This is a genomic window from Amycolatopsis sp. NPDC104819 (assembly GCF_055583145.1).
The window spans coordinates 277,535-297,636 of record NZ_JBVJON010000013.1 but is presented as its reverse complement, the minus strand read 5'-3'; the positions used below and the strand labels follow the sequence as shown (position 1 = coordinate 297,636).

Annotated in this window: 12 protein-coding genes; 7 read left to right on the top strand and 5 right to left on the bottom strand. The window is 71.5% G+C overall.

Features of this window, described 5'->3' with window-relative positions; all coding sequences use genetic code 11:
- Nucleotides 1-133: 133 nt before the first annotated feature.
- Nucleotides 134-1,966 (bottom strand): ABC transporter substrate-binding protein, encoded by a 1,833-nt coding sequence (locus ACZ63E_RS35765; protein WP_465340665.1) that lies wholly within the window; start codon nucleotides 1,964-1,966, stop codon nucleotides 134-136.
- A 170-nt stretch (nucleotides 1,967-2,136) separates the two neighbouring features.
- Here ACZ63E_RS35765 and ACZ63E_RS35760 point away from each other — a divergent pair, with 170 nt between their 5' ends.
- Together ACZ63E_RS35760 and ACZ63E_RS35755 are read left to right on the top strand one after the other, a co-directional pair.
- The gene (locus ACZ63E_RS35760; RefSeq protein ID WP_465340664.1) at nucleotides 2,137-2,964 is read left to right on the top strand and encodes a M55 family metallopeptidase; all 828 of its coding nucleotides are present in this window, start codon (nucleotides 2,137-2,139) and stop codon (nucleotides 2,962-2,964) included.
- Nucleotides 2,957-4,252 (top strand): M20/M25/M40 family metallo-hydrolase, encoded by a 1,296-nt coding sequence (locus tag ACZ63E_RS35755; RefSeq protein ID WP_465340663.1) that lies wholly within the window; start codon nucleotides 2,957-2,959, stop codon nucleotides 4,250-4,252. Before ACZ63E_RS35760 ends, ACZ63E_RS35755 begins: the two co-directional genes overlap by 8 nt.
- On the opposite strand, the gene ACZ63E_RS35750 is transcribed toward ACZ63E_RS35755, so the two are convergent.
- Entirely contained in the window at nucleotides 4,249-5,232 is a 984-nt protein-coding gene (locus ACZ63E_RS35750; RefSeq protein ID WP_465340662.1) for a zinc-binding dehydrogenase, read from the bottom strand. The two genes, ACZ63E_RS35755 and ACZ63E_RS35750, sit on opposite strands and share 4 nt — an antisense overlap.
- Nucleotides 5,233-5,286: 54 nt before the next feature.
- On the opposite strand from ACZ63E_RS35750, the gene ACZ63E_RS35745 reads away from it, so the two are divergent.
- A complete protein-coding gene (locus ACZ63E_RS35745) occupies nucleotides 5,287-6,054 on the top strand; it encodes an AraC family transcriptional regulator (RefSeq protein WP_465340661.1) in 768 nt (255 codons plus the stop codon).
- Here the strand turns inward: ACZ63E_RS35745 and ACZ63E_RS35740 are convergent.
- Together ACZ63E_RS35740 and ACZ63E_RS35735 are read right to left on the bottom strand one after the other, a co-directional pair.
- The gene (locus ACZ63E_RS35740; protein WP_465340660.1) at nucleotides 6,044-6,676 is read right to left on the bottom strand and encodes a class I SAM-dependent methyltransferase; all 633 of its coding nucleotides are present in this window, start codon (nucleotides 6,674-6,676) and stop codon (nucleotides 6,044-6,046) included. The genes ACZ63E_RS35745 and ACZ63E_RS35740 overlap by 11 nt on opposite strands.
- Nucleotides 6,677-6,717: 41 nt before the next feature.
- Nucleotides 6,718-8,343: a tannase/feruloyl esterase family alpha/beta hydrolase gene (locus tag ACZ63E_RS35735; protein WP_465340659.1), complete on the bottom strand. Its 1,626-nt coding sequence runs from the start codon at nucleotides 8,341-8,343 to the stop codon at nucleotides 6,718-6,720.
- Between the two features lie 145 nt (nucleotides 8,344-8,488).
- Between ACZ63E_RS35735 and ACZ63E_RS35730 the strand changes: the two genes are divergently transcribed.
- The 4 genes from ACZ63E_RS35730 (at nucleotide 8,489) to ACZ63E_RS35715 (ending at nucleotide 19,271) form a co-directional block, all read left to right on the top strand.
- Nucleotides 8,489-12,796, top strand: coding sequence for a GH92 family glycosyl hydrolase (locus ACZ63E_RS35730; RefSeq protein ID WP_465340658.1), 4,308 nt, complete (start codon nucleotides 8,489-8,491; stop codon nucleotides 12,794-12,796).
- A 166-nt stretch (nucleotides 12,797-12,962) separates the two neighbouring features.
- Nucleotides 12,963-14,003: a terpene synthase family protein gene (locus ACZ63E_RS35725; RefSeq protein ID WP_465340657.1), complete on the top strand. Its 1,041-nt coding sequence runs from the start codon at nucleotides 12,963-12,965 to the stop codon at nucleotides 14,001-14,003.
- A gap of 43 nt (nucleotides 14,004-14,046) precedes the next feature.
- On the top strand, nucleotides 14,047-17,178 hold the full coding sequence (locus tag ACZ63E_RS35720; protein WP_465340656.1) for a GH92 family glycosyl hydrolase: 3,132 nt from the start codon (nucleotides 14,047-14,049) through the stop codon (nucleotides 17,176-17,178).
- Complete coding sequence (locus tag ACZ63E_RS35715; RefSeq protein WP_465340655.1) at nucleotides 17,175-19,271, top strand: FUSC family protein; 2,097 nt, start codon at nucleotides 17,175-17,177, stop codon at nucleotides 19,269-19,271. The genes ACZ63E_RS35720 and ACZ63E_RS35715 overlap by 4 nt, the downstream gene beginning before the upstream one ends.
- A 54-nt stretch (nucleotides 19,272-19,325) precedes the next feature.
- On the opposite strand, the gene ACZ63E_RS35710 is transcribed toward ACZ63E_RS35715, so the two are convergent.
- A complete protein-coding gene (locus tag ACZ63E_RS35710) occupies nucleotides 19,326-19,955 on the bottom strand; it encodes a DUF4360 domain-containing protein (RefSeq protein WP_465340654.1) in 630 nt (209 codons plus the stop codon).
- Nucleotides 19,956-20,102: the final 147 nt, after the last annotated feature.

The window sequence follows — 20,102 nt, the reverse complement described above, 5'->3', positions numbered from 1 at the left end:
GCCTGGCGACACGCGCGCTGACCGAGCAGGCGCGGCCGGGCCACGAGTTCTCCCTGGCGCTGAACTTCGCCCCGGCCATCCCGGACGGGTCGTCGACGAGCACCGCGGCCTGGTCGGGCATGGTCATGTGCTGCTACTCGCGATCTTCCGCCGTCTTGCCGCGGCGGCTGAGCACCACGCCGCCGGCGACGAGGACCACCACCACGACCGCGCCGATGACGATCCACAGCACGGTGCTGCCGGACCCGGAGTCCGCGGCCGCTTCGGTGTCGGCGGGGGTGGCGCCGTAGACGCCCCAGTAGCCGGACTGCTCGAGGATCGCGCCCTTGGGCTGGGGCTGGGTGGTGAAGGCGGAGAACTTGTCGGAGCGGTAGGCCTCGAGCGTGTTCTGGTAGTCCAGCACGATCGTCGGGTACTGGCTGTAGAGCCGGGCTTGGGCCTGCTTGACGTAGTCCGCGCGCTTCGTGTTGTCGGTTTCGGTGAGCTGCTTGTGGTAGAGGTCGTCGTACTGGGCGTCGCAGAAGAAGGTGTCGGTGCTGCCGCCCTTGCCGTCGGCGCTGGGCCGCGCGGCGCAGGTGTGCAGCGACAGGGCGTAGTCCGGGTCGGGGCTGGTGCCGTAGCCGCCGATGGCCAGGTCGTACTTGCCGGTCTGGGTGCGGTCGGACAGCTCGTCGTCGGAGACGAGGTCCTGCTTGACGGTGATGCCGACGTCCTTGAGCCAGCCGGTGACGTACTGGGCGACACCCTGGTCGTAGCTGCGGTTGGAGTGCCCGGTCAGGCGCAGCTCCAGCTTCGCGCCGCCGGGGGCGGTGCGGACGCCGTCGGGGCCCTTCTTGTAACCGGCCTGCTCGAGCGTGGCGTTCGCGGCGGCGAGGTCGAACTTGACCTTCTCGGTGTCGCTCGGGTCCCAGTGGTAGGCGCTGTAGATGGGCGGGACGACCCCGCCGCCGACCTGGCCGAGGCCCTTGAGCACCTTGTCCACCAGCGCCTGGGTGTCGACGGCCTGGGTGATCGCCTTGCGGACGTTGAGGTCCTTGAGGACCGGGTTGCCGTCACCGATGGGGTTGTTGGAGCTGTCGGTGACGCCGAAGTTGATCGAGAGCTCGTCGTAGCGGCGGCCGGGGGCGGCGTTGGTGGTGATGCCGTCCTGGCCCTGCAGCGCGGCGTACTGGTTGGGGTTGAGCCGGTTGATGACGTCGACTTCGCCCTGCTTGAGCGCGTTGACCGCGGCCTCGGTGTCCTTGAACTGCAGCAGCTGCAGCTCGTCGACCTTCGGCGCGCCGCGCCAGTAGTCCTTGTTGGCCTTGAGCTTGACGTACTCGTTCTGCTTGTACTCGGTGACCTGGTAGGGGCCGTCGGAGACGCCCACGACCTTGAGGTCGTCGGTGCCGGGGGCCTTGAGGTCGGTGAGCCCTTCCCAGACGTGCTGGGGCACGATCGGCACGTCGAGCAGGTTCATGTTGACCTGCACGGTCTTGGTCTTGATGACGAGGGTGGTGTCGTCGGGCGCGGTGACCGTCTCGAAGTTGCCCACGTAGTTGCCGTTGGCGGTGCGGGCGTTCTCGTCGGTGAGCATGCGGTTGAAGGTGAACGCCGCGTCCTTGGCGGTCACCGGCTGCCCGTCGCTCCACTTGACGCCGCTGCGGATCTTGAACGTCCACGTCAGCTTGTCGGGTGACGGCGTCCAGGACTCGGCGAGGGCGGGCGAGGCCTCGGCCTTCGCCGCGTCCGGGATGGTGAGGAACTCGTAGACGAAGCGGCCGACCTGGGTGGAGGCGGCGAGCACGGCGGTGAACGGGTTCAGGTGGTCGATGCCGGTGGTCAGCGCGACCCGCAGCACCTTGCCCTGCTGGGCCTGGGCGGGGACGGCGAGCGGGATCGCCGCCAGCGTCGCGGCCGCGACGACCGCGCCCACGCGGCCGAACCGCCCGATTCTGCGTTGGAAATGCACCAAAAACCACCCCATCGTTCTCGCTGTGAGCCTCCCCAAGGACGAGAAGTAACCACATACCCGGACAACCGCGCAATATGTCGCCACCTCGGCAGGTGTCCGATCGTTATCGATCGAGACCGGTGACGCACCGTGATCGCCGCCGTCCCGGCCGGGGCCCGGGCGGCGTGGCTAGAGTGCCGGGCATGCGCATCCTGATCTCGGCGGACATGGAGGGCGCCACCGGCGTCACGTGGACCGACGACGTCGTGCCCGGTTCGCCGCAGTGGGACCGCTTCCGGCGGCTGTTCACCGGCGACGTCAACGCCGTGCTGGCCGGGCTGTTCGAGGCCGGGGCCGGTGACGTGCTGGTCAACGAAGCGCATTCCTCGCAGCGGAACCTGCTGCTGGAGGAGCTCGACCCGCGGGCGCGGATGCTGACCGGGCGGCACAAGCCGTTGTCGATGATGCAGGGGATCGACTCCGGTGTGGACGGTGTGGTGTTCCTCGGCTACCACGCGGGCGCCGGGTTCGACGGCGTCCTTTCCCACACGTACCTGGAGAACCAGATCACCGGGGTGTGGCTGGACGACGTCCCGGCGAGCGAAGGCCGGCTGAACGCGGCGATGGCCGCGGAGTACGGCGTCCCCGTCCTGCTCGTTTCGGGTGACGACAAAACGTGTGACGACGCCCGCGACTACGCACCGGAAGCGGAGCTGGTCCAGGTGAAGGAGTGCGTGAGCCGGTACGCGGCGATCTGCCTGCCACCCGCGCGCACGGCGGACCTGCTGACCGGCGCGGCGGCCGACGCGATGACCCGCGCCGGGCGGGAAGAACGGCAGGTCGGGCCGCACCGGATCGAGGTGGAGTTCGACGCCAGCCACCTCGCGCAGGCCACGGCGGTGATCCCGACGGTGGAGCAGATCGGCACCCGCCGGGTCGGGTTCGACGCGGTGGACATGACCGAGGCGATGAAGGCGTTCAAGGTCGTCACGGCGATCGCGGCGGGGGCGGTGCAGGGCATCTATGGCTGACGTCGACGTCGTCGGGCTGTGCGCGGACCTGATCCGGTTCGACACCACCAACCGCGGCGGGAACGACGCCGAGCCCGAACGCCCGGCCGCGGAGTACGTGGCGGCGTTCCTGGACTCGCTCGGCATCGCGTCGGAGATCTTCGAAGCCGCGCCCGGCCGGGCCAGCGTGATCGCCCGGGTGCCCGGCGCCGATCCTTCGCTGCCGGCGCTGCTGGTGCAGGGGCACCTCGACGTCGTCCCGGCGGACGCCGCGGACTGGTCGGTGCCGCCGTTCGCCGGCGAGGTCCACGACGGCTGCCTGTGGGGCCGCGGCGCGACCGACATGAAGGACTTCGTCGCGATGGTGCTGGCCGCCCTCGCCGGCGGGGTGCGGCCCCGGCGTGACCTCGTGCTGGCGTTCGTCGCCGACGAGGAGGACCGCGGCGAGTGGGGCGCGCACTGGCTGGTCGCCGAGCACCCGGAGCTGTTCGAAGACTGCGCGGCGGCGATCAGCGAGTCGGGCGGCTACACCTACCACGTGCCGGCGGCGGACGGGCGGGACGTGCACCTGTACCCGGTCGGGACGGCCGAGCGCGGGACGGCGCACCTGCGGCTGACCGCGCGGGGCCGCGCCGGTCACGGTTCGCGGCCCAACAACGAGAACGCCGTCACCCGGCTCGTGGGCGCGCTGCACCGGATCGCCGCGCACCGCTGGCCGGTCTCGCTGACGCCGGCGGTGCAGGCGTTCCTGGAGCGGACCGGCGCAGCGCTGGGTGTGCCGGTCGATCTGTCCGATGTGGACGGCACGGTCGCCGCGCTGGGCCCGGCGGGCTCGCTCGTGGTGCCGACGGTCCGCACCAGCACCACCCCGACGATGCTCGACGCGGGGTACAAGGTGAACGTGATCCCGTCGACGGCGACCGCGCAGGTGGACGTCCGGGTGCTGCCGGGCACCGAAGAGGAGCTGTTCGCGACGCTGGACGGGTTGCTCGGTGAGGACGTGACGCGGGAGTTCGTCGCGCACCAGCCGCCGGTGCAGGCGCCGGTGGACTCGCCGTGGTTCGACTCGATGGCCGCCGCGCTGCGGGCGGAGGATCCCGAAGCCGTGGTGGTGCCGTACTGCCTGGGTGGTGGCACGGACGCGAAGGCGTTCGCCCAGCTGGGGATCGACAACTACGGGTTCGCGCCGCTGTGGCTGCCGAAGGGCTTCCCGTACCGGGCGATGGCGCACGGGGTGGACGAGCGGGTGCCGGTGGCGGGCCTGCACTTCGGCACCCGCGTGCTGTCCCGGTTCCTCGAAAGCTGTTAGGGCACCACGACCACCTTGCCGGCGGCCTGGTCGGTTTCCATGTGGTGGTGGGCTTCGGCGATGTCGTCGAGGGCGAAGACGCGGTCGAGGTTGGGCCGGTACACGCCTGCCTCGACTTCGTGGAAGACGCGCTGCAGCACGGCTTCGCCCGCGCTGCCTTTGAGGTCGTCGCTGTGGAAGGCCGTGAGCTTGGTGCCCGACGGGATCTTCGCGATCGGTTCGAAGTCCGGGACAACCCAGCCGCTGAGCGAGCCCGCCACGCACACCGTGCCGCCACGGCGGACCAGGCGCAGCGAATCGACGGCGGTGTCCGCGCCGACCAGGTCGAGCACGTGGTCCGGGCCGCCGGGCCAGAGCCGGTGCACCTTTTCCGCGAGTGGCTGCCCGTCTTCGACGAGCACGTGACCGGCGCCGGCGGCGGTCAGCGCGGCGGCTTTGCCGGGCCGCCGGGTGGTGGCGGCCGTCTCGACGCCGTGACCGGCCGCGATCGACGCGGCGGCCATGCCGACCGAGGACGTCCCGCCGCGGACCAGCAGCCGCTGTCCCGAGTGGACACCCAGTGCGTCGAGGGCGCCTTGGGCGGTCAGGTAGGTCTCGGGCAGGGCGGCCGCGGTGTCCCAGGGCAGGGTGGTGGTGATCGACATCAGCAGCGGGTTCGGCAGCAGCGCGTATTCGGCGTATCCGCCGTCGAAGGCCCGGCCCATCTCCCCCATCACCGCCGCGACGGTGGTGCCTTCCGGGAGCCGGGGCTCGGTCGAGGCCGCCACGACACCCACACATTCGATCCCGAGCACCCGCGGGAACTTCACCGACGGGGAGTGCCCCTGGCGGGTCCGCAGCTCCGACCGGTTCAGGCCCGCGCCCGCGATCCGCACCAGGCTCCAGCCCGGGCGGACCGCCGGCACCGGCAGCTCCCGGATCTCCAGCACCTCCGGGCCACCCGCCCGGACACAGACCGCCGCTCGCATCGTTTCGCTCATGCGTCCACCATCGCCGGACCGGCCGGTGGCGGGCCACCGGTAGAATGCCACCTTGTGCCCATTGGTCGCCAAGCTGCTCAGGAGTCCCGGCTGTGGCCCTCGGGCGGGGCGCACCTGTGGCCGTCGGGCGAGACGATCCCGGCGCACTCCCACTCGCGCGGGCACCTGGTCTACGCGGCTCGCGGGGTCCTGTCGGTGCACACCGGGCGCGGCACGTCGATCGTGCCCGCCAACCGGGTCGCCTGGACCCCGGCCGGGTTCACCCACCACCACCGCGCGCACGGCCACACCGACATGCGGATCGTGTTCCTGCCCGCGTCACTCGCGCGGCTGGTGCCGGATCACCCGGCCGTGTTCACCGCGTCGGCCCTCGCGCGCGAGATCGTGCTCACCCTCACCGGTCCGGACGAGCCCGGCCGAGCCGCGAGCGCCCGGCTTCGCCGTGTCTTGGTCGACCAGCTGCAGGAGGCCCGTGAGCAGCCGCTGCACCTGCCCGACCCTCGCGACGACCGGCTGCGCGCCGTCGCGAGGGTGCTCTACGAGAACCCCGGCGACACCACGGCGCTGGCCGAGCTGGGGCGGACGGCCGGAGCCAGCGCCCGCACGCTCAGCCGGCTCTTCCACGACGAGCTGGGCATGACCTTCTACGAGTGGCGCACGCAGCTGCGCGTCGGCCACGCGCTGGTGCTGCTCGCCGACGGCCACGACACGACTCATGTCGCCCACGCCTGCGGGTGGGCGAACCCGAGCCACTTCATCACGGCGTTCACCGCGGTCGTGGGCACGACGCCCGGCCGGCACCGGGCCGGGGTCAGCGGGTGAAGGTCGCCCAGTAGCGGAGTCCGTCGTGGATGGTCTCCAGGCTGAGCAGCCGGACGCCGTCCTGGGCGACGGACTCGATCTCGGCGCGACTGAACGGCCACGGCGGGCCCGGCGCGGGTTCGATGTTCTCCTCGGCCACCTCGGAGACCAGCATCGTGCCGCCCGGGGCGAGGAACCCGGCCAGCGAGGTGATCGCGGCCGCGCGGAAGTCGCGGGGCATCGCCTGGATGTTGATGATCTCCACGACCAGGTCGAAGGTCTGCCGCCACTCCCCCGGCGGCGTCAGCAGGTCCGCCACCACGTAGTCCACTGTGGACTCCGGGAAGCGCGCCCTGGTGGCCTCGACCGCGGTCGGGGCGACGTCGAACGCCGTCACGGCCCAGCCCGCCGAGGACAGCAGCTCGGCGTCGTCGCCGAGGGCGCTGCCGACGACCAGCGCGCGGCGGCCTTCGCCGGGACGCAGCCAGTCGGCGAGGGCGGCGTTCGGCTTGCCGCGGGTCCACGGGACGTCGGTTTCGCCGCGGGCGGCGGCGGTGTAGAGCTGCTCGAACCACCTGGTCGGGTTGCCTTCGGCAAGCGAGGCGCGGGCGAGGACACGGTCGGCGGGCTCCGGCGTCGGCATGATCCCGACCTTAGCGACGACGGCGGCCGCGCGAGACCGGTTTACCGCGCGACGGGGCCCGGGGTGTCGTAGAGCCCGTCGCCCGCCCAGTCGAAGACGTCGTGGGCCGGGGTGGCCGGCGGCGCGGGGTGGAAGCTCGCGGCGTCGTCGACGCTGCCAGTACCGTTGTAGACCGCGCGCTGCGGGTACGGGTACACCGGCCGGGTCCGGGTGACGTTTCCCGCGGCGTCGCGGCCGGTCGCGGTCACCACCTGGGGCGCGGTGCCGTGTTCCACCCAGGCGACCAGCTCGCGCAGCGGGTCGAACGCGGTGAGCGTGGTGCCGCCGCCGCAGTGGTAGAGCGCGGGGACCATGAACAGCCGGGCCCACTGCTGGGTGGCGGCCGCGCCGCCGGAGCGGGCGGTGAGCCGCTGGTAGTAGTCGACGGTGCCGGTCGGCGGGATCGCCTGGTCGGCCCAGCCGTGCCAGAGCAGGAGCTTGCCGCCGCGCTGCCGGAACGCCGAGAGGTCGAGGCTCAGCGCGTTGGAGCGGACGGCGGCCGGGGTGAGCCGGTCGAACTCGCTGCGGGTGAAGGCGAAGCTGTCGACGGTGGACGCCGGCGCGCCGATCGGGTAGCCGAGGTAGCGCAGGTAGTTGTCGGCGAGGCTGCGCGCGACGGGGACTCCGCCGGTGTCGGGTTCGCCGATGATCCACCGCGCCCAGGCCAGCTCGGACCCGGGTTGCTCGCCGCCCGGGTAGAGGAGGGTGCCGTCGGTGTCGGTGGGCGGCGAGTAGAGCCGGCGGGTGGCGGCGACCTGGGCCGGGGTGAGGCACGCGGGGGTGTCGGCGCCGGGCGGGCAGGTCAGCGTCGCCGGGTCGAAGCGGCAGGCGCGGGGGTCGTCGAGCTGGCCGTCGGTGAGCCCGTCGAGACCGTCGCAGGCGGCGAGGACGGCGTGGTGCAGGGCGGGCAGCTTCGCGGCGGTGAGGATCGGGTGGCCGTCGGCGGCGGTGTTGGCGCGGGCGAGCCAGGCCTGGAACTCCAGCCGCGGGGTCCAGGGCGCGCCGGCGGTGATGCCGTCGAAGTCGGCCGGGTACCGCTGGGCCAGCAGCAGGCCCTCGCGGCCGCCGTCGGAGCAGCCGGTGAAGTAGGACTTGACCGGCGGGGCGCCGTAGAACGCCTGGATGACGGCCTTGGCGGCGCGGGAGACGACGTGCGGGGCACGGAAGTCGAAGTCGTCTCGGGCGGCCTGGTCGGTCGCGCCCCAGCTGCCGTCGTCGGTGACGCCGGGGGTGCGGCCGGTGTGGCCGTCGTCGGTGGCCGCGACCGCGACGTCCCCGCCGTGGGGCAGGCCGCAGTCGGCGAAGGCGGGCGGGGCGACCAGTCCGCAGAAGCTGCTGCAGCCGTACTGCAGGTAGCGGCCGGTGTAGGACTTGGTGGGCAGGCGCAGGTCGAAGCGGACGGCGGGGTCGACGTACCCCTGGACGTCGCAGTACTCGGGGCCGGCGCCGGTGACGACGGCCGAGGTGACGTGCGTGGCGGCGCCGGGCAGGGGGTAGCCGCGCACGAGGCCGGCGCAGGTGGTGACCGGGCGAACGGCGGCGGGTGTCGCGGCGGTGACGGCCGCGGGCGCGGACCCGGCGGCGAGGCCGAGGACAACCACGGCGACGAGGAGCCGGACGGTTCTCATCGGGGGCCTTCACCTCCGTTGTCCAGTTCTGGCCAGGTTTGGCGGCCGGTCTTGACATCGATGTCACCCGCGCGTTTCGCTTCCTGGGCGCCGTCGGTCCCCCGTCCGTCGGTCCCCAGTTCACCCTCCAGAGCTTGGAGCAACGATGCCCCGAAGCGCCAGACCGCCGGTTGCTCTCTTGGTGACCGCCGCCGTGGTCGCCGCCGGCCTGGTCGCCCTCCCCGCGGCCTCGTCCGCCGCCGAAGACGCCTTGCCCGCCGATTTTTCGTCCTCGTTCGAACCCGGGGACACGCAGCCGACCTGGACCGACACGGTCGACACCGACGCCGCGGGCAAGCCGCGCGCGGCCGGGGTGAACGGCGCGAACGGCACCGCGATCCCCGGTGACATCCGCGGCAAGGTCACCGAAACGAGCGCAAGCAGCGAGAACACCGACGGCGGCGAGGTCGTGTCGAACCTCGTCGACGGCACCACGGACACGAAGTGGCTGTCCTGGGACCCGACGGCGTGGGCGCAGATCTCGCTGTCGGAGGCCACCTCGATCACGCACTACGCGCTGTCCTCGGCCAACGACTTCGACAACCGCGACCCCAAGGACTGGACGCTGCAGGGCTCGAACGACGCCCTCGCGTGGACCGACCTGGACAAGCAGTCCGGGCAGGCGTTCAGCGCCCGGTTCCAGCAGAAGGACTACAAGCTGGCCGCGCCGACCGCGGCGTACAAGTACTTCCGGCTGAACGTGACGGCCAACAACGGCGGCCCGATCCTGCAGCTCTCGGAGCTGCTGCTGGCCAACGACGACCCGGCGCCGCCGCCGCTGCCGAACATGCGCAGCTTCACCGACTCCGGCCCGACCAGCGGGTACACGAGCAAGAACCGCGTCGGCTACACCGGGCTCAAGGCGTTCCGCTACTCCGGCACGCAGACCGCCGCGCACGGCTGGTCGTACAACAAGATCTTCGACGTGAACGTGCCGGTCGTGGCCTCGACCGAGCTGTCGTACAAGGTGCAGCCGCAGTTCATCACCGGCGACCTGAAGTACCCGAGCACGAACGTCGCGATCGACCTGGCCTTCACCGACGGCACGTACCTGCGCAACCTCGGCGCGACCGACCAGTACGGCTTCCCGCTGACCCCGGAGGGCCAGGGCGCCTCGAAGGTGCTCTACGCCAACCAGTGGAACCTGGTGCGCTCGGCGATCGGGCAGGTCGCAGGCGGCAAGACCATCGACCGGATCCTGGTCGGGTACGACAACCCGAACGGCCCGGGCTCGTTGCAGGGCTGGCTGGACGACGTGAAGGTGTCGGCGACCCCGACGCCGCCGGCGAGCACCCGCCCGAGCGACAACGTGGTCACCACGCGGGGCACGATGGCCAACAGCACCTTCTCCCGGGGCAACAACTTCCCGGCCACGGCGGTGCCGCACGGGTTCAACTTCTGGACCCCGGTCACCGACGCCGGCTCGGGCAGCTGGCTCTACAACTACAGCACCCAGAACAACGCGCAGAACCTCCCGCAGCTGCAGGCGTTCAGCGTGAGCCACGAGCCGAGCCCGTGGATGGGTGACCGGCAGGCGTTCCAGGTGATGCCGTCCGCGGCCGCCGGGGTGCCCGACGCCAACCGCGACGCGCGGGCGCTGGCCTTCAAGCACAGCGACGAGGTCGCGCGGGCGCACTACTACGGCGTGCAGTTCCAGAACGGGATCAAGACCGAGATCGCGCCGACCGACCACGCGGCGATGATGAAGTTCTCGTTCCCGGGCGCGGACTCGAGCCTGATCTTCGACAGCGTCAACAACTCGGCCGGGCTCACGCTCGACACCGCCACCGGCACGCTCTCGGGCTACACCGAGACCAACGTGTACGCCGGTGCGGGCCGGATGTTCGTCTACGCGACGTTCGACAAGCCCGTCACCGCCGGGGGCAAGCTGACCGGTCAGGGCCGCGACAACGTCACCGGGTACCTGCGGTTCGACGCGGGCGCCGACAAGACGGTGAACATGAAGATCGCGACGTCGCTGATCAGCGTCGACCAGGCGAAGAAGAACCTGGCGATGGAGATCGCGCCGGCCGCGACGTTCGACACCGTGCGCGACGCCGCACAGAAGGCGTGGGACGACCAGCTGAAGGTGATCGAGGTCGAGGGCGCGTCGAAGGACCAGCTCACGACGCTCTACTCGAACCTGTACCGGCTGTTCCTCTACCCGAACTCGCAGTTCGAGAACACCGGCACCGCCGACAAGCCCGCGTACAAGTACGCGAGCCCCGTGTCGCCGAAGACCGGCGCCGACACCGTGACCCAGACCGGGTCGAAGGTGGTCGACGGCCAGATGTACGTCAACAACGGCTTCTGGGACACCTACCGCACGACGTGGCCGGCGTACTCGCTGCTCACGCCGGACATGGCCGGGAAGATGGTCGACGGGTTCGTGCAGCAGTACCGCGACGGAGGCTGGATCGCGCGCTGGTCCTCCCCCGGCTACGCGGACCTGATGACCGGCACGAGCTCCGACGTCGCGTTCGCCGACGCCTACCTCAAGGGCGTTCGCAACTTCGACGTGAAGTCGGCTTACGACGCGGCGGTGAAGAACGCCACGGTCACCCCGCCGAACTCGGCGGTCGGCCGGAAGGGCCTGGACCAGGGCATCTTCCTCGGTTACACGCCCAACACCGCCAGCGAGGGCTTCTCGTGGGCGATCGAGGGCTACGTCAACGACTTCGGCATCGCCAACCTGTCGAAGAAGCTGGCCGACGAGGCGGCCCCGAACGACCCGCGCAAGGCGGAGTACCAGGAGAACTACACGTACTTCACCAGCCGCGCGCAGCAGTACGTGAACCTGTTCGACCCGAGCACCGGGTTCTTCCAGGGCAAGGACGCGAACGACAAGTTCACCAAGACCAAGGACCAGTACGACCCGCGGTCGTGGGGCGGGGACTACACCGAGACCGACGGCTGGGGCATGGCGTTCACCGTGCCGCAGGACGGCAAGGGCCTGGCCAACCTCTACGGCGGCCAGGCGGGCCTGGCGACCAAGCTGGACCAGTTCTTCGCCGACCAGGAGACCGCCAACTACCCGGGTTCCTACGGGGGCGTGATCCACGAGATGCGGGAGGCGCGGGACGTGCGGATGGGCCAGTACGGCCACTCCAACCAGCCGGCGCACCACCTGCTCTACATGTACGACTACGCGGGTCAGCCGGCGAAGACGCAGGCGAAGGTCCGTGAGGCCCTCTCGCGGCTCTACAACGGCGCCGAGATCGGCCAGGGTTACGCGGGCGACGAGGACAACGGCGAGATGTCCGCGTGGTACATCTTCAGCGCGCTGGGCTTCTACCCGCTGCAGATGGGCAGCCCGAACTACGCGATCGGGTCGCCGCTGTTCAAGAAGGCGACGATCCACCTGGCCGGTGGCAAGAACCTGGTGATCAACGCGCCGAAGAACAGCGCGAAGAACGTCTACGTCCAGGGTGTGAAGGTCAACGGCAAGGCGTACTCCTCCACGTCGCTGCCGCAGGACGTCATCGCCAAGGGCGGGACGATCGACTTCGACATGGGCCCGAACCCGTCGAAGTGGGGCACCGGCCCGAACGACGCCCCGACGTCGATCACCACCGGTGACGCCGTCCCGACGCCGCTGCACGACGAGACCGGCGCCGGCAAGGGCACGCTGTCCACTTCGGACGGTTCGAACGCGGGTGCGTTGCTCGACAACACCTCGCGCACCCAGGCCGCCGTCACCGGGGCCGTGCAGTACCAGCTGAACTCGACCGACGAGGCCGTCAGCCACTACACGCTGACGTCCCAGACCGGTGCGGGCGACCCGAAGAGCTGGACGCTGAAGGGCTCCTACGACGGCAAGACGTGGGCGGTGGCCGACCAGCAGACGAACCAGACGTTCAGCTGGCGGCAGCAGACCCGCGCGTTCAAGGTGGCCAACCCGGCGCACTTCGCCTACTACAAGCTCGAAGTGACCGCGACCAGCACCGGCGCCCCGGCGCAGCTGGCCGAGTTCGAGCTGCTGGGCCAGCCGGACGCGACCTGCACGAAGACGATCACGGGCGCGTCCTCCGGCCCGCTCACCGTCTCGAGCGGCACGGTGTGCCTGCAGGACGCGACGGTGTCCGGCCCGGTCACCGTGGGCAAGGGCGCGAGCCTGATCGTGCGCGGCGGCCAGATCAAGGGCCCGCTCGCCGCGACCGGCGCCGCCCAGGTGGTGCTCAACCGCACGAAGGTGGGCGGCCCGGTGGCGATCACCGGCACGACCGGCACGACGTCGATCGAGCTGACCGACGTCGCCGGCCCGGTCGCGCTGACCGGCAACCACGGGGCGGTGCTCACCTCGAGCAGCGTCGGCGGCCCGCTGGCGTGCGTGGCCAACTCGCCCGCCCCGACCGACTACGACCTCCCGAACACCGTCCGCGGCCCCGCCGCCGGGCAGTGCGCGAAGATCTAGTCCGGTAGGTCCCTGGTGAAGGCCCTCCCCGCCGCGGCGGGGAGGGCCTTCCCGCGTTCGTGGGGCGAGCACCCACCGGCAGTAGGCGGCCGTCACGCGTTCGGGTAGCCGTGTCACGCCTGCGGTGGATGCCGGGGCAGCGGCGCCCGCGCCAGGATCGGGGACCATGCAGCTCCTGCCGCCCTACCCCGCCCGGTGCAGTCCCGACGTCGACGCCGCCCGGGCCCACTCCGCGGCGTGGGCCCGCGAGGTCGGCCTGCTCGGCTCGGGCGACCCGTGGGCGGAGGTCTGGGACGCCCAGGACCTCGCCGACTTCGACCTCGGGCTGTTCACCGCGCGGGTGCACCCGGACGCCCGGGGTGCGCGGCTGGACCTGTGCGCGTGCTGGCACACCTGGAGCTGGTATCTCGGCGACCTCGTCATGGAGCGTTTCAAACGGCCCCGTGACCTGCCGGGCGCGCGGCGGTTCCTCACCCGGCTCGGGGAGATGCGCCTGCCCGGTGCGCGGGCGCCGGACAACCCGGCAGAGCGGGGCCTGGCGGACCTGTGGCGGCGCACCCGGGCCGAAGCGTCCTGGTGCGAGCGGCTGGCGGCGCAGGTGCCGAACCTGTTCGACGACGCGTTGTGGGAGGTCGCGAACCTGGTGACCGGGCGGGTGCCCGAGCCGGTCGACTACCTGGCCATGCGCCGCCGGGCGGGCGGGGCGCTGTGGGCGGCGCAGCTCAACGAGCTGGTCCTCGGCATCGAGATCCCCGTCGACCTCCGGGAGACCTCACCGGTGCGGCGGCTCGGTGAGGCGTTCGCCGACGTCGTCGACCTGCACAACGACCTGGTGTCCTACCGGCGCGAAACCGAGTACGAGCAGGACGTCTCCAACGGCGTGGTGGTCACCGCGGCCTTCCTCGGCACCGGCCTGCCGGACGCGATGCGGCGGACCCGGGAGCTGCTGGAAGCCCGGCTCGAGCTGTTCGAGCGGCTGGGCAGCATCGAGGTGCCGGAGCTGCTCGCCGCGCGCCGGGCCGATCCGGCCACGGCCGCCGCGGTGGCGCGGCACGTGCAGGGCCTGCGGGACTGGCTGGCCGGGGACTACCAGTGGCACCGCGAGACCGGCCGCTACCGCGAGGAGTCGTGGCTGCGCAAGGGTGTCCGCCTGCCGGCGGACCCGGCCGGGCTCGGCGCCGGCGACGCGCTGCCCTGGACGTCCTGACGTCATCCCGCGGGCTACGCCGTTCGGCGGATACGGTGAGCGCATGCCCGACGCCGTGTTCTTCTCCTCCTTCGAAACCGGTGACCCGCAGCCGGCGGACCCGGCCCTGCGGGTCGACAGCGGCCCCGGCCGCTCCCCCACGGCCAAGACCGGCGTCGGCTTCACCGGGGCGAAGGCCCTGCGCTACGACGCGCGGCCGCGCGGTGTCCTGTTCGAGCTGGACGTGCCCGTCACCGGCCGCACCGAGCTGTCCTATGTGGTCTTCCCGCAGGCCGACGGGGAGATCCCGGCCTACCACGCCACCTGGGTGAGCCTCGACGTCGAGTTCGCCGACGGCGCCACGGCCGGGTTCACCCCGGAAGAGCAGGGCGAGGCGAAGACGCTGTGGGTGGACCAGTGGAACCTGGTGCGCCGCCCGCTGGGGGTGTTCGCCGGGCGCCGGATCAGCCGGGTCGTGCTGCGCACCGCGTCGCCGGGGGGCGAGATCACCGGCTGGGTCGACGACGTCCGGATCGGGGAGCGCGCCGAGCCGCCGCGCGAGCCCGCCGACTTCGTCCGCACCACCCGCGGCTCGCACTCCAGCAGCGACTACTCCCGGGGCAACAACTTCCCGGCCACGGCGGTGCCGCACGGGTTCAACTTCTGGACCCCGGTCACCGACGCCCGGGTCACCAACTGGATCTACTCCTACCACCGCCACAACAACGTGGAGAACCGCCCGGCGCTGCAGGCGCTGGCGCTGAGCCACCAGCCGAGCCCGTGGATGGGCGACCGGCACACCTTCCACGTCCTGCCCGGGGTCGGCCCGGTGGAGCTGGACCGCCGCAAGCGCGCGCTGGCGTTCTCCCACGACGACGAGACGGACTCGCCGCACCACTACGGCGTCCGGTTCGCCAACGGGGTGACCGCCGACCTCGCGCCGACGTCGCACGCGGCGATCCTGCGGTGCACCTTCCCGGACAAGCACGGCTGGCTGCTGTTCGACAACGCCGGCAACCGCGGCGGCCTGCGGCTCAACGCCGACACCGGGGTGGTCACCGGCCACACCTGGGTCCGCAGCCGGCTGTCGGCGGGCGCGCGCCGGATGTTCGTCTACGCCAGGACCGACGCCCCGGCCACCCGTGGGAGGAAGATCCGCCGGCCGTGGCGGCGCACCGCGGGGTACTTCGAGTTCGACGGCCCGGACGTCACGCTGCGGATCGCGACGTCGCTGATCAGCCTGGCGCAGGCGAAGCGGAACCTGGAGCTGGAGATCCCCGAGGGGACGACGTTCGAGCAGGTAAGGGCCCAGGCGCGGGAGCTGTGGCAGGAGCAGCTGGGCCGCGTCGAGGTGGAAGGCGCGACCGAAGACCAGCTGACCACGCTCTACTCCAACCTCTACCGGCTGTTCCTCTACCCGAACGTCGCGCACGAGAACACGCCGAAGGGGATCCGGCACGCCAGCCCGGTCGTGCGGCGGCGGTGGCCGAGCACGCGGCGGCGCACCGGGGCGAAGGTCGTCGACGGCGAGATGTACGTCAACAACGGCTTCTGGGACACCTACCGGACCACCTGGCCCGCGTACGCGCTGCTGGACCCGGCGCGCTGCGGCCGGATGATCGACGGGTTCGTCCAGCAGTACCGCGAAGGCGGCTGGATCTCGCGGTGGTCGTCACCGGGGTATGCGGACCTGATGACCGGCACCAGCTCCGACGTCGCGTTCGCCGACGCCTACCTCAAGGGCGTCCGCGACTTCGACGTCGAGGCCGCCTACGACGCCGGGCTGAAGAACGCCACCGTGACCCCGCCGCACCGGTCGGTCGGCCGCAAGGGGCTGGCGGAGTCGCTCTTCCTCGGGTACACGCCGACGTCCGTCCACGAAGGACTCTCCTGGGCGCTGGAAGGCTGTGTCAACGACTTCGGTCTCGCCAACTTGTCCGAGGCGCTGTCCCGGGAAAGCGACGGTCCGCGGGCGCGGAGGTACGCCGACTATGCCGCCTACTTCCGGGAGCGGGCGAAGCACTACGTCCACCATTTCGACCCGAAGATCGGCTTCTTCCAGGGCCGCAAGCGCGACGGCAGCCGCAAGTTCGCCCCCGAGGGGTACGACCCGGCCGCGTGGGGCGGCGACTTCGTCGAGACCAACGCCTGGAACACCGCCTTCACCGCACCCCACGACGGCCCGGGTCTCGCCGCGCTCCACGGCGGCAACGAGGGCCTCGAAGCGAAGCTCGACGAGTTCTTCGCGACCCCGGAGACCGGTCAGCGGCCGGGTGCGTACGGCGGTCTGATCCACGAGATGACCGAAGCCCGCGACGTGCGCATGGGCCAGTACGGCCACTCCAACCAGCCCTCGCACCACATCCCGTACATCTACAACCTGGCCGGCGCGCCCGCGAAGGCCCAGCGGGTCGTGCGTGAGGTGCTGCGGCGTCTCTACCTCGGCAGCGAGATCGGCCAGGGCTACCCCGGCGACGAGGACAACGGCGAGATGTCCGCGTGGTACGTCTTCAGCGCGCTGGGTTTCTACCCGCTGGCCGTCGGCAGCCCCCGCTACGCGATCGGCTCGCCGCTGTTCGAGAAGGCGACCGTGCACCTGGGCGAGGGCAAGAAGCTGATCGTCCACGCACCCGGCAACACCGACGAGACCGTCTACGTCCGCGGCCTCACCGTCGACGGCCGGCCGCACGACGCCACCAGCATCGCCCACGCCACGCTGGCCGGCGGCGCCGAGCTGGTCTTCGACCTCGGCACCGAGCCGGGCGAGTGGGGCGCTCCGCCGCCGCCCGCCGAACAGCCCGACCCGGTCTCGGACCTCACCGGCACCGCCACCAGCGAGGACGCCAAGAACGTCGAGGCGCTTTTCGACGACACCACCCGCACCCAGGTCACCTTCCGCGTCGCCACCCCGGCGATCGAGTTCACCGTCGACGGCGACCCCCGCGAAGTCACGATGTACACGCTCACCTCCGGCGACCGCGGCGGCGACCCCCGCGCGTGGCTCCTCGAAGGCTCCGACGACGGCACCGAGTGGACCACCCTGGACGAACGCCACGACGAGCTGTTCCGCTGGCGCCGCCAGACCCGCCCGTTCGTGCTCGCCGCCCCGGCCGCGCACCGCCACTACCGGCTGCGGGTCACCGCGAGCCGCGGCCGCCGCGCCACCCTCGCCCAGTGGGAGCTGCTCGCCCGATGAACCGCTTCCGCACCGCCGCCCTCGACCGGCTCGCGGCGGCCGACCCCGGCCTGGTCCGGCTGCGGCTGGCCGGCTCCGCCGTCCTCGGCATCGTCCTCGCCGTCGGCGCGCTGCTGCCCGCGCACGTGCCGCTCACCGTCATGCTCGTCGGCGCCATCGCCGCGATGATGACGGCGTTCACCGTCAACGACGCCACCCCCGGCGGCCAGGCCGTCACCCTCGGCCTGGCGTTCCTCACCGGCGCGGCGTCGATCACCGTCGCCAGCCTCGGCTCGGCCCTGCCGCCGATGGACAGCGTCGTGTTCGTCCTGCTGATCTTCGTCGCCGTCTACGCCCAGCGCTTCGGCCCCCGCGGCACCGCGCTCGGCTCGATCGGCTTCTTCCTGTTCTTCTTCCCGATGTTCCTGCAGGCCCACCTCGGGCAGGTCCCGCAGCTGCTGATGGCGCTCGGGGTCGGGGTGCTGGCCAACGCCGTCGTCCGGTTCGTCCTGCTGCGGCACAACGCCGAGGCCGAGTTCCTGCGGGTGCGCCGGGCCTTCCGCGCCCGCCTCGCCGCCGTCGTCCGCGCCACCGAGGCGCACCTGGCCGTCGGGGGTGGCGAGCGCACCCGCAAGCAGCTGCGCTCGGCGACCAGCCGTCTCCACGAATGTGTCCTGCTCATCGAAGACGCCGCCCCCGACGTCGTCGACGCGCGGGCCGCCGACGTTCTGCGCCGGCGTGCCATCGAGGTCGAGCTCGCCGTGCAGTGGCTGGTGATCACCGTCCAGCGCACCTGCTCCGACGAGCTGACCGCGGACGTCCGCGACGACCTCATCGCCCGGCTCGCGCGGTTCCGCGCCCTGATGGAACGCGACCCGCGTGAGCTGCCGCTGATCAGCCAGACCGGCGAGTACAGCCGCATGCTCGTCGAAGGCAGCCGCATCGACGAACACGCCGCGCCCGGTGACGGCGTCCGCAAGGCGCTGGCCGAGCTCGCCCTGGCCGACGACCGCGCCCAGCGCGCCGCGGCGCCGGAGTCCACTCCGGACTCGATCGAGAACACAGAGGACACCGAGGACGACGAGCCGGCCGCGAAGTTCGCCTACGACAACCAGACCCGCAGCGCCATCCAGGCCGTCGTCGGCGGCGGGCTCGCGGTGCTCGGCGGTGAGCTCGTCTCCCACCAGCGCTGGTACTGGGCGGTGCTCACGGTGTTCGTGGTGTTCATCGGCGCCTCCAGCGCCGGCGCCACCTTCGTCAAGGGCGTCCGCCGCCTCGGCGGCACGCTGATCGGCATCGTCGGCGGGGTCCTGCTCGCCCTCCTCGTCGGCGGCAGCACCCCCGCCACGCTCGCGCTGATCCTGGTCTGCGTGTTCGGGATGGTCTACAGCGCGCGGATCTCCCAGGTGGTGATGGCGTTCTTCGTCACCAGCATGCTCGGCCTGCTCTACAGCCTGCTCGGCACGTTCAGCCTCGAAGTGCTGTGGATCCGCGTCGCCGAAACCGCGGTCGGCGCCGCCGCGGGCATCCTCGCCGCGGTCGTCATCGTCCCGGTCCGCACCCGCGCGGTCATGCTCGACGACATCACCGAGGTCCTCGACGAGCTGGCGGAGTTCCTCGAGCACACCAGCGGCCTGCTCGCCGGCGAGGAGAACGTCAACATCATCGAGCTCTCCCGCGACCTCGACCGGGCCGTCGAACAGGTCCGGACCACCATCGAGCCGCTCACCCACCCGGTCAACCTGCGCAGCGCCCGCCGCGACTACGGCTGGCACGTGCTCACCACCCTGGAGACCATCGCCTTCCGGGCCCGCCACGTCGCCGCCCGCGCCCAGCCCGGGCAGCTCGCCGGCGCCGACGCCGACCGCCTGCGCCAGTTCACCGGCCGGCTGCTGGCCAACATCGACGTCGTCCGCAAAACGCTCGAAGCGCCGGGTGGCCCCACACCCGGCACGCTCGTACGCGACGACGGCACCCCGGTCTCCGACCGCGTCGAGCAGGCCGAAACCCGTGCCGTCCTCTCCAGCCTCAGCCACCTCGACGAGGCCCTCGTCTCCCTCGGCCGGGTCTTCGGCCTCCAGGCGACCGACCCCCGGGCCGCGGTCAAGCCATGACCGCCGGGGCGGCGCGCTGCCGAGCCGCGCCGCCCCGGGTTCACCGTTTCCCGGTCACGGACAGGACAACCACGCGAAGTGGTACGTCGTCGTGATGCTGCCGTCGGTCGAGTCCATCGTGACGTAGCTCGTCGTCTTCTTCGGATCCGACGACCCGGCCGCGGCCCGCAATTCCGTGTTGATGTTCAGATTGCGTTCCTCGCCACACGGCTTGAACACGATCGCGCCGACCTCGGTCGAATCCGTGAAATGCCAGTCGTCCTCGAACGCACCCGCCAGCGGATGCTGGATGTACGCCGTCGGCGAATTCCCCTGGAAATAGTAGTTGGCCCTTTCCAGGCCGGTCGCGCCTCGTTCCAGGTGGGCGAATCCGCGGTAGTCGGCCTGCGCGATTCCGTAGGTGAACCCCTGCGGGACGTGCACCCGCAGGCCGATCTGGCAGTTCTTCCTGGCGTCCAGCGGACCGGCGCCCACCCCGACCAGTGCCGTGTAGGCGCTGTAGGTCACGGTGAACGCCGTGTTGTCCTGCGAAACCGCCACGGCCGACGTCCCGGCCGGGCAGCCGGTGCCATTGGCGTTCACGACGTCGATGACGATTTTGTCGGGCGGCGGAGGAGTGTTCCACGAATGGGGGGTGACCACAGAGGACAGCGCCAAGACGGCAGCAACGACCGCAGAAAGCATCGGAATCCTTCCCAATACCTGCGAATTGGGGACGGGGGCGCGACCATGGTAGCGAAAGGATCATGGAAGCAAACCCCGCTGAACGGAGCAACGCGCCGTAGTCGTCCCACCACGCGGCATTGCTCACATTCCGACAAATTCCGTTCT

What these genes read in the sequence shown, in the direction of transcription:
- ACZ63E_RS35735 (WP_465340659.1), bottom strand. Translation starts at nt 8,343, where the DNA reads ATGAGAACCGTCCGGCTCCTCGTCGCCGTGGTTGTCCTCGGCCTCGCC.
- ACZ63E_RS35730 (WP_465340658.1), top strand. Translation starts at nt 8,489, where the DNA reads ATGCCCCGAAGCGCCAGACCGCCGGTTGCTCTCTTGGTGACCGCCGCC.
- ACZ63E_RS35765 (WP_465340665.1), bottom strand. Translation starts at nt 1,966, where the DNA reads ATGGGGTGGTTTTTGGTGCATTTCCAACGCAGAATCGGGCGGTTCGGC.
- ACZ63E_RS35740 (WP_465340660.1), bottom strand. Translation starts at nt 6,676, where the DNA reads ATGCCGACGCCGGAGCCCGCCGACCGTGTCCTCGCCCGCGCCTCGCTT.
- ACZ63E_RS35750 (WP_465340662.1), bottom strand. Translation starts at nt 5,232, where the DNA reads ATGAGCGAAACGATGCGAGCGGCGGTCTGTGTCCGGGCGGGTGGCCCG.
- ACZ63E_RS35760 (WP_465340664.1), top strand. Translation starts at nt 2,137, where the DNA reads ATGCGCATCCTGATCTCGGCGGACATGGAGGGCGCCACCGGCGTCACG.
- ACZ63E_RS35755 (WP_465340663.1), top strand. Translation starts at nt 2,957, where the DNA reads ATGGCTGACGTCGACGTCGTCGGGCTGTGCGCGGACCTGATCCGGTTC.
- ACZ63E_RS35715 (WP_465340655.1), top strand. Translation starts at nt 17,175, where the DNA reads ATGAACCGCTTCCGCACCGCCGCCCTCGACCGGCTCGCGGCGGCCGAC.
- ACZ63E_RS35725 (WP_465340657.1), top strand. Translation starts at nt 12,963, where the DNA reads ATGCAGCTCCTGCCGCCCTACCCCGCCCGGTGCAGTCCCGACGTCGAC.
- ACZ63E_RS35710 (WP_465340654.1), bottom strand. Translation starts at nt 19,955, where the DNA reads ATGCTTTCTGCGGTCGTTGCTGCCGTCTTGGCGCTGTCCTCTGTGGTC.
- ACZ63E_RS35720 (WP_465340656.1), top strand. Translation starts at nt 14,047, where the DNA reads ATGCCCGACGCCGTGTTCTTCTCCTCCTTCGAAACCGGTGACCCGCAG.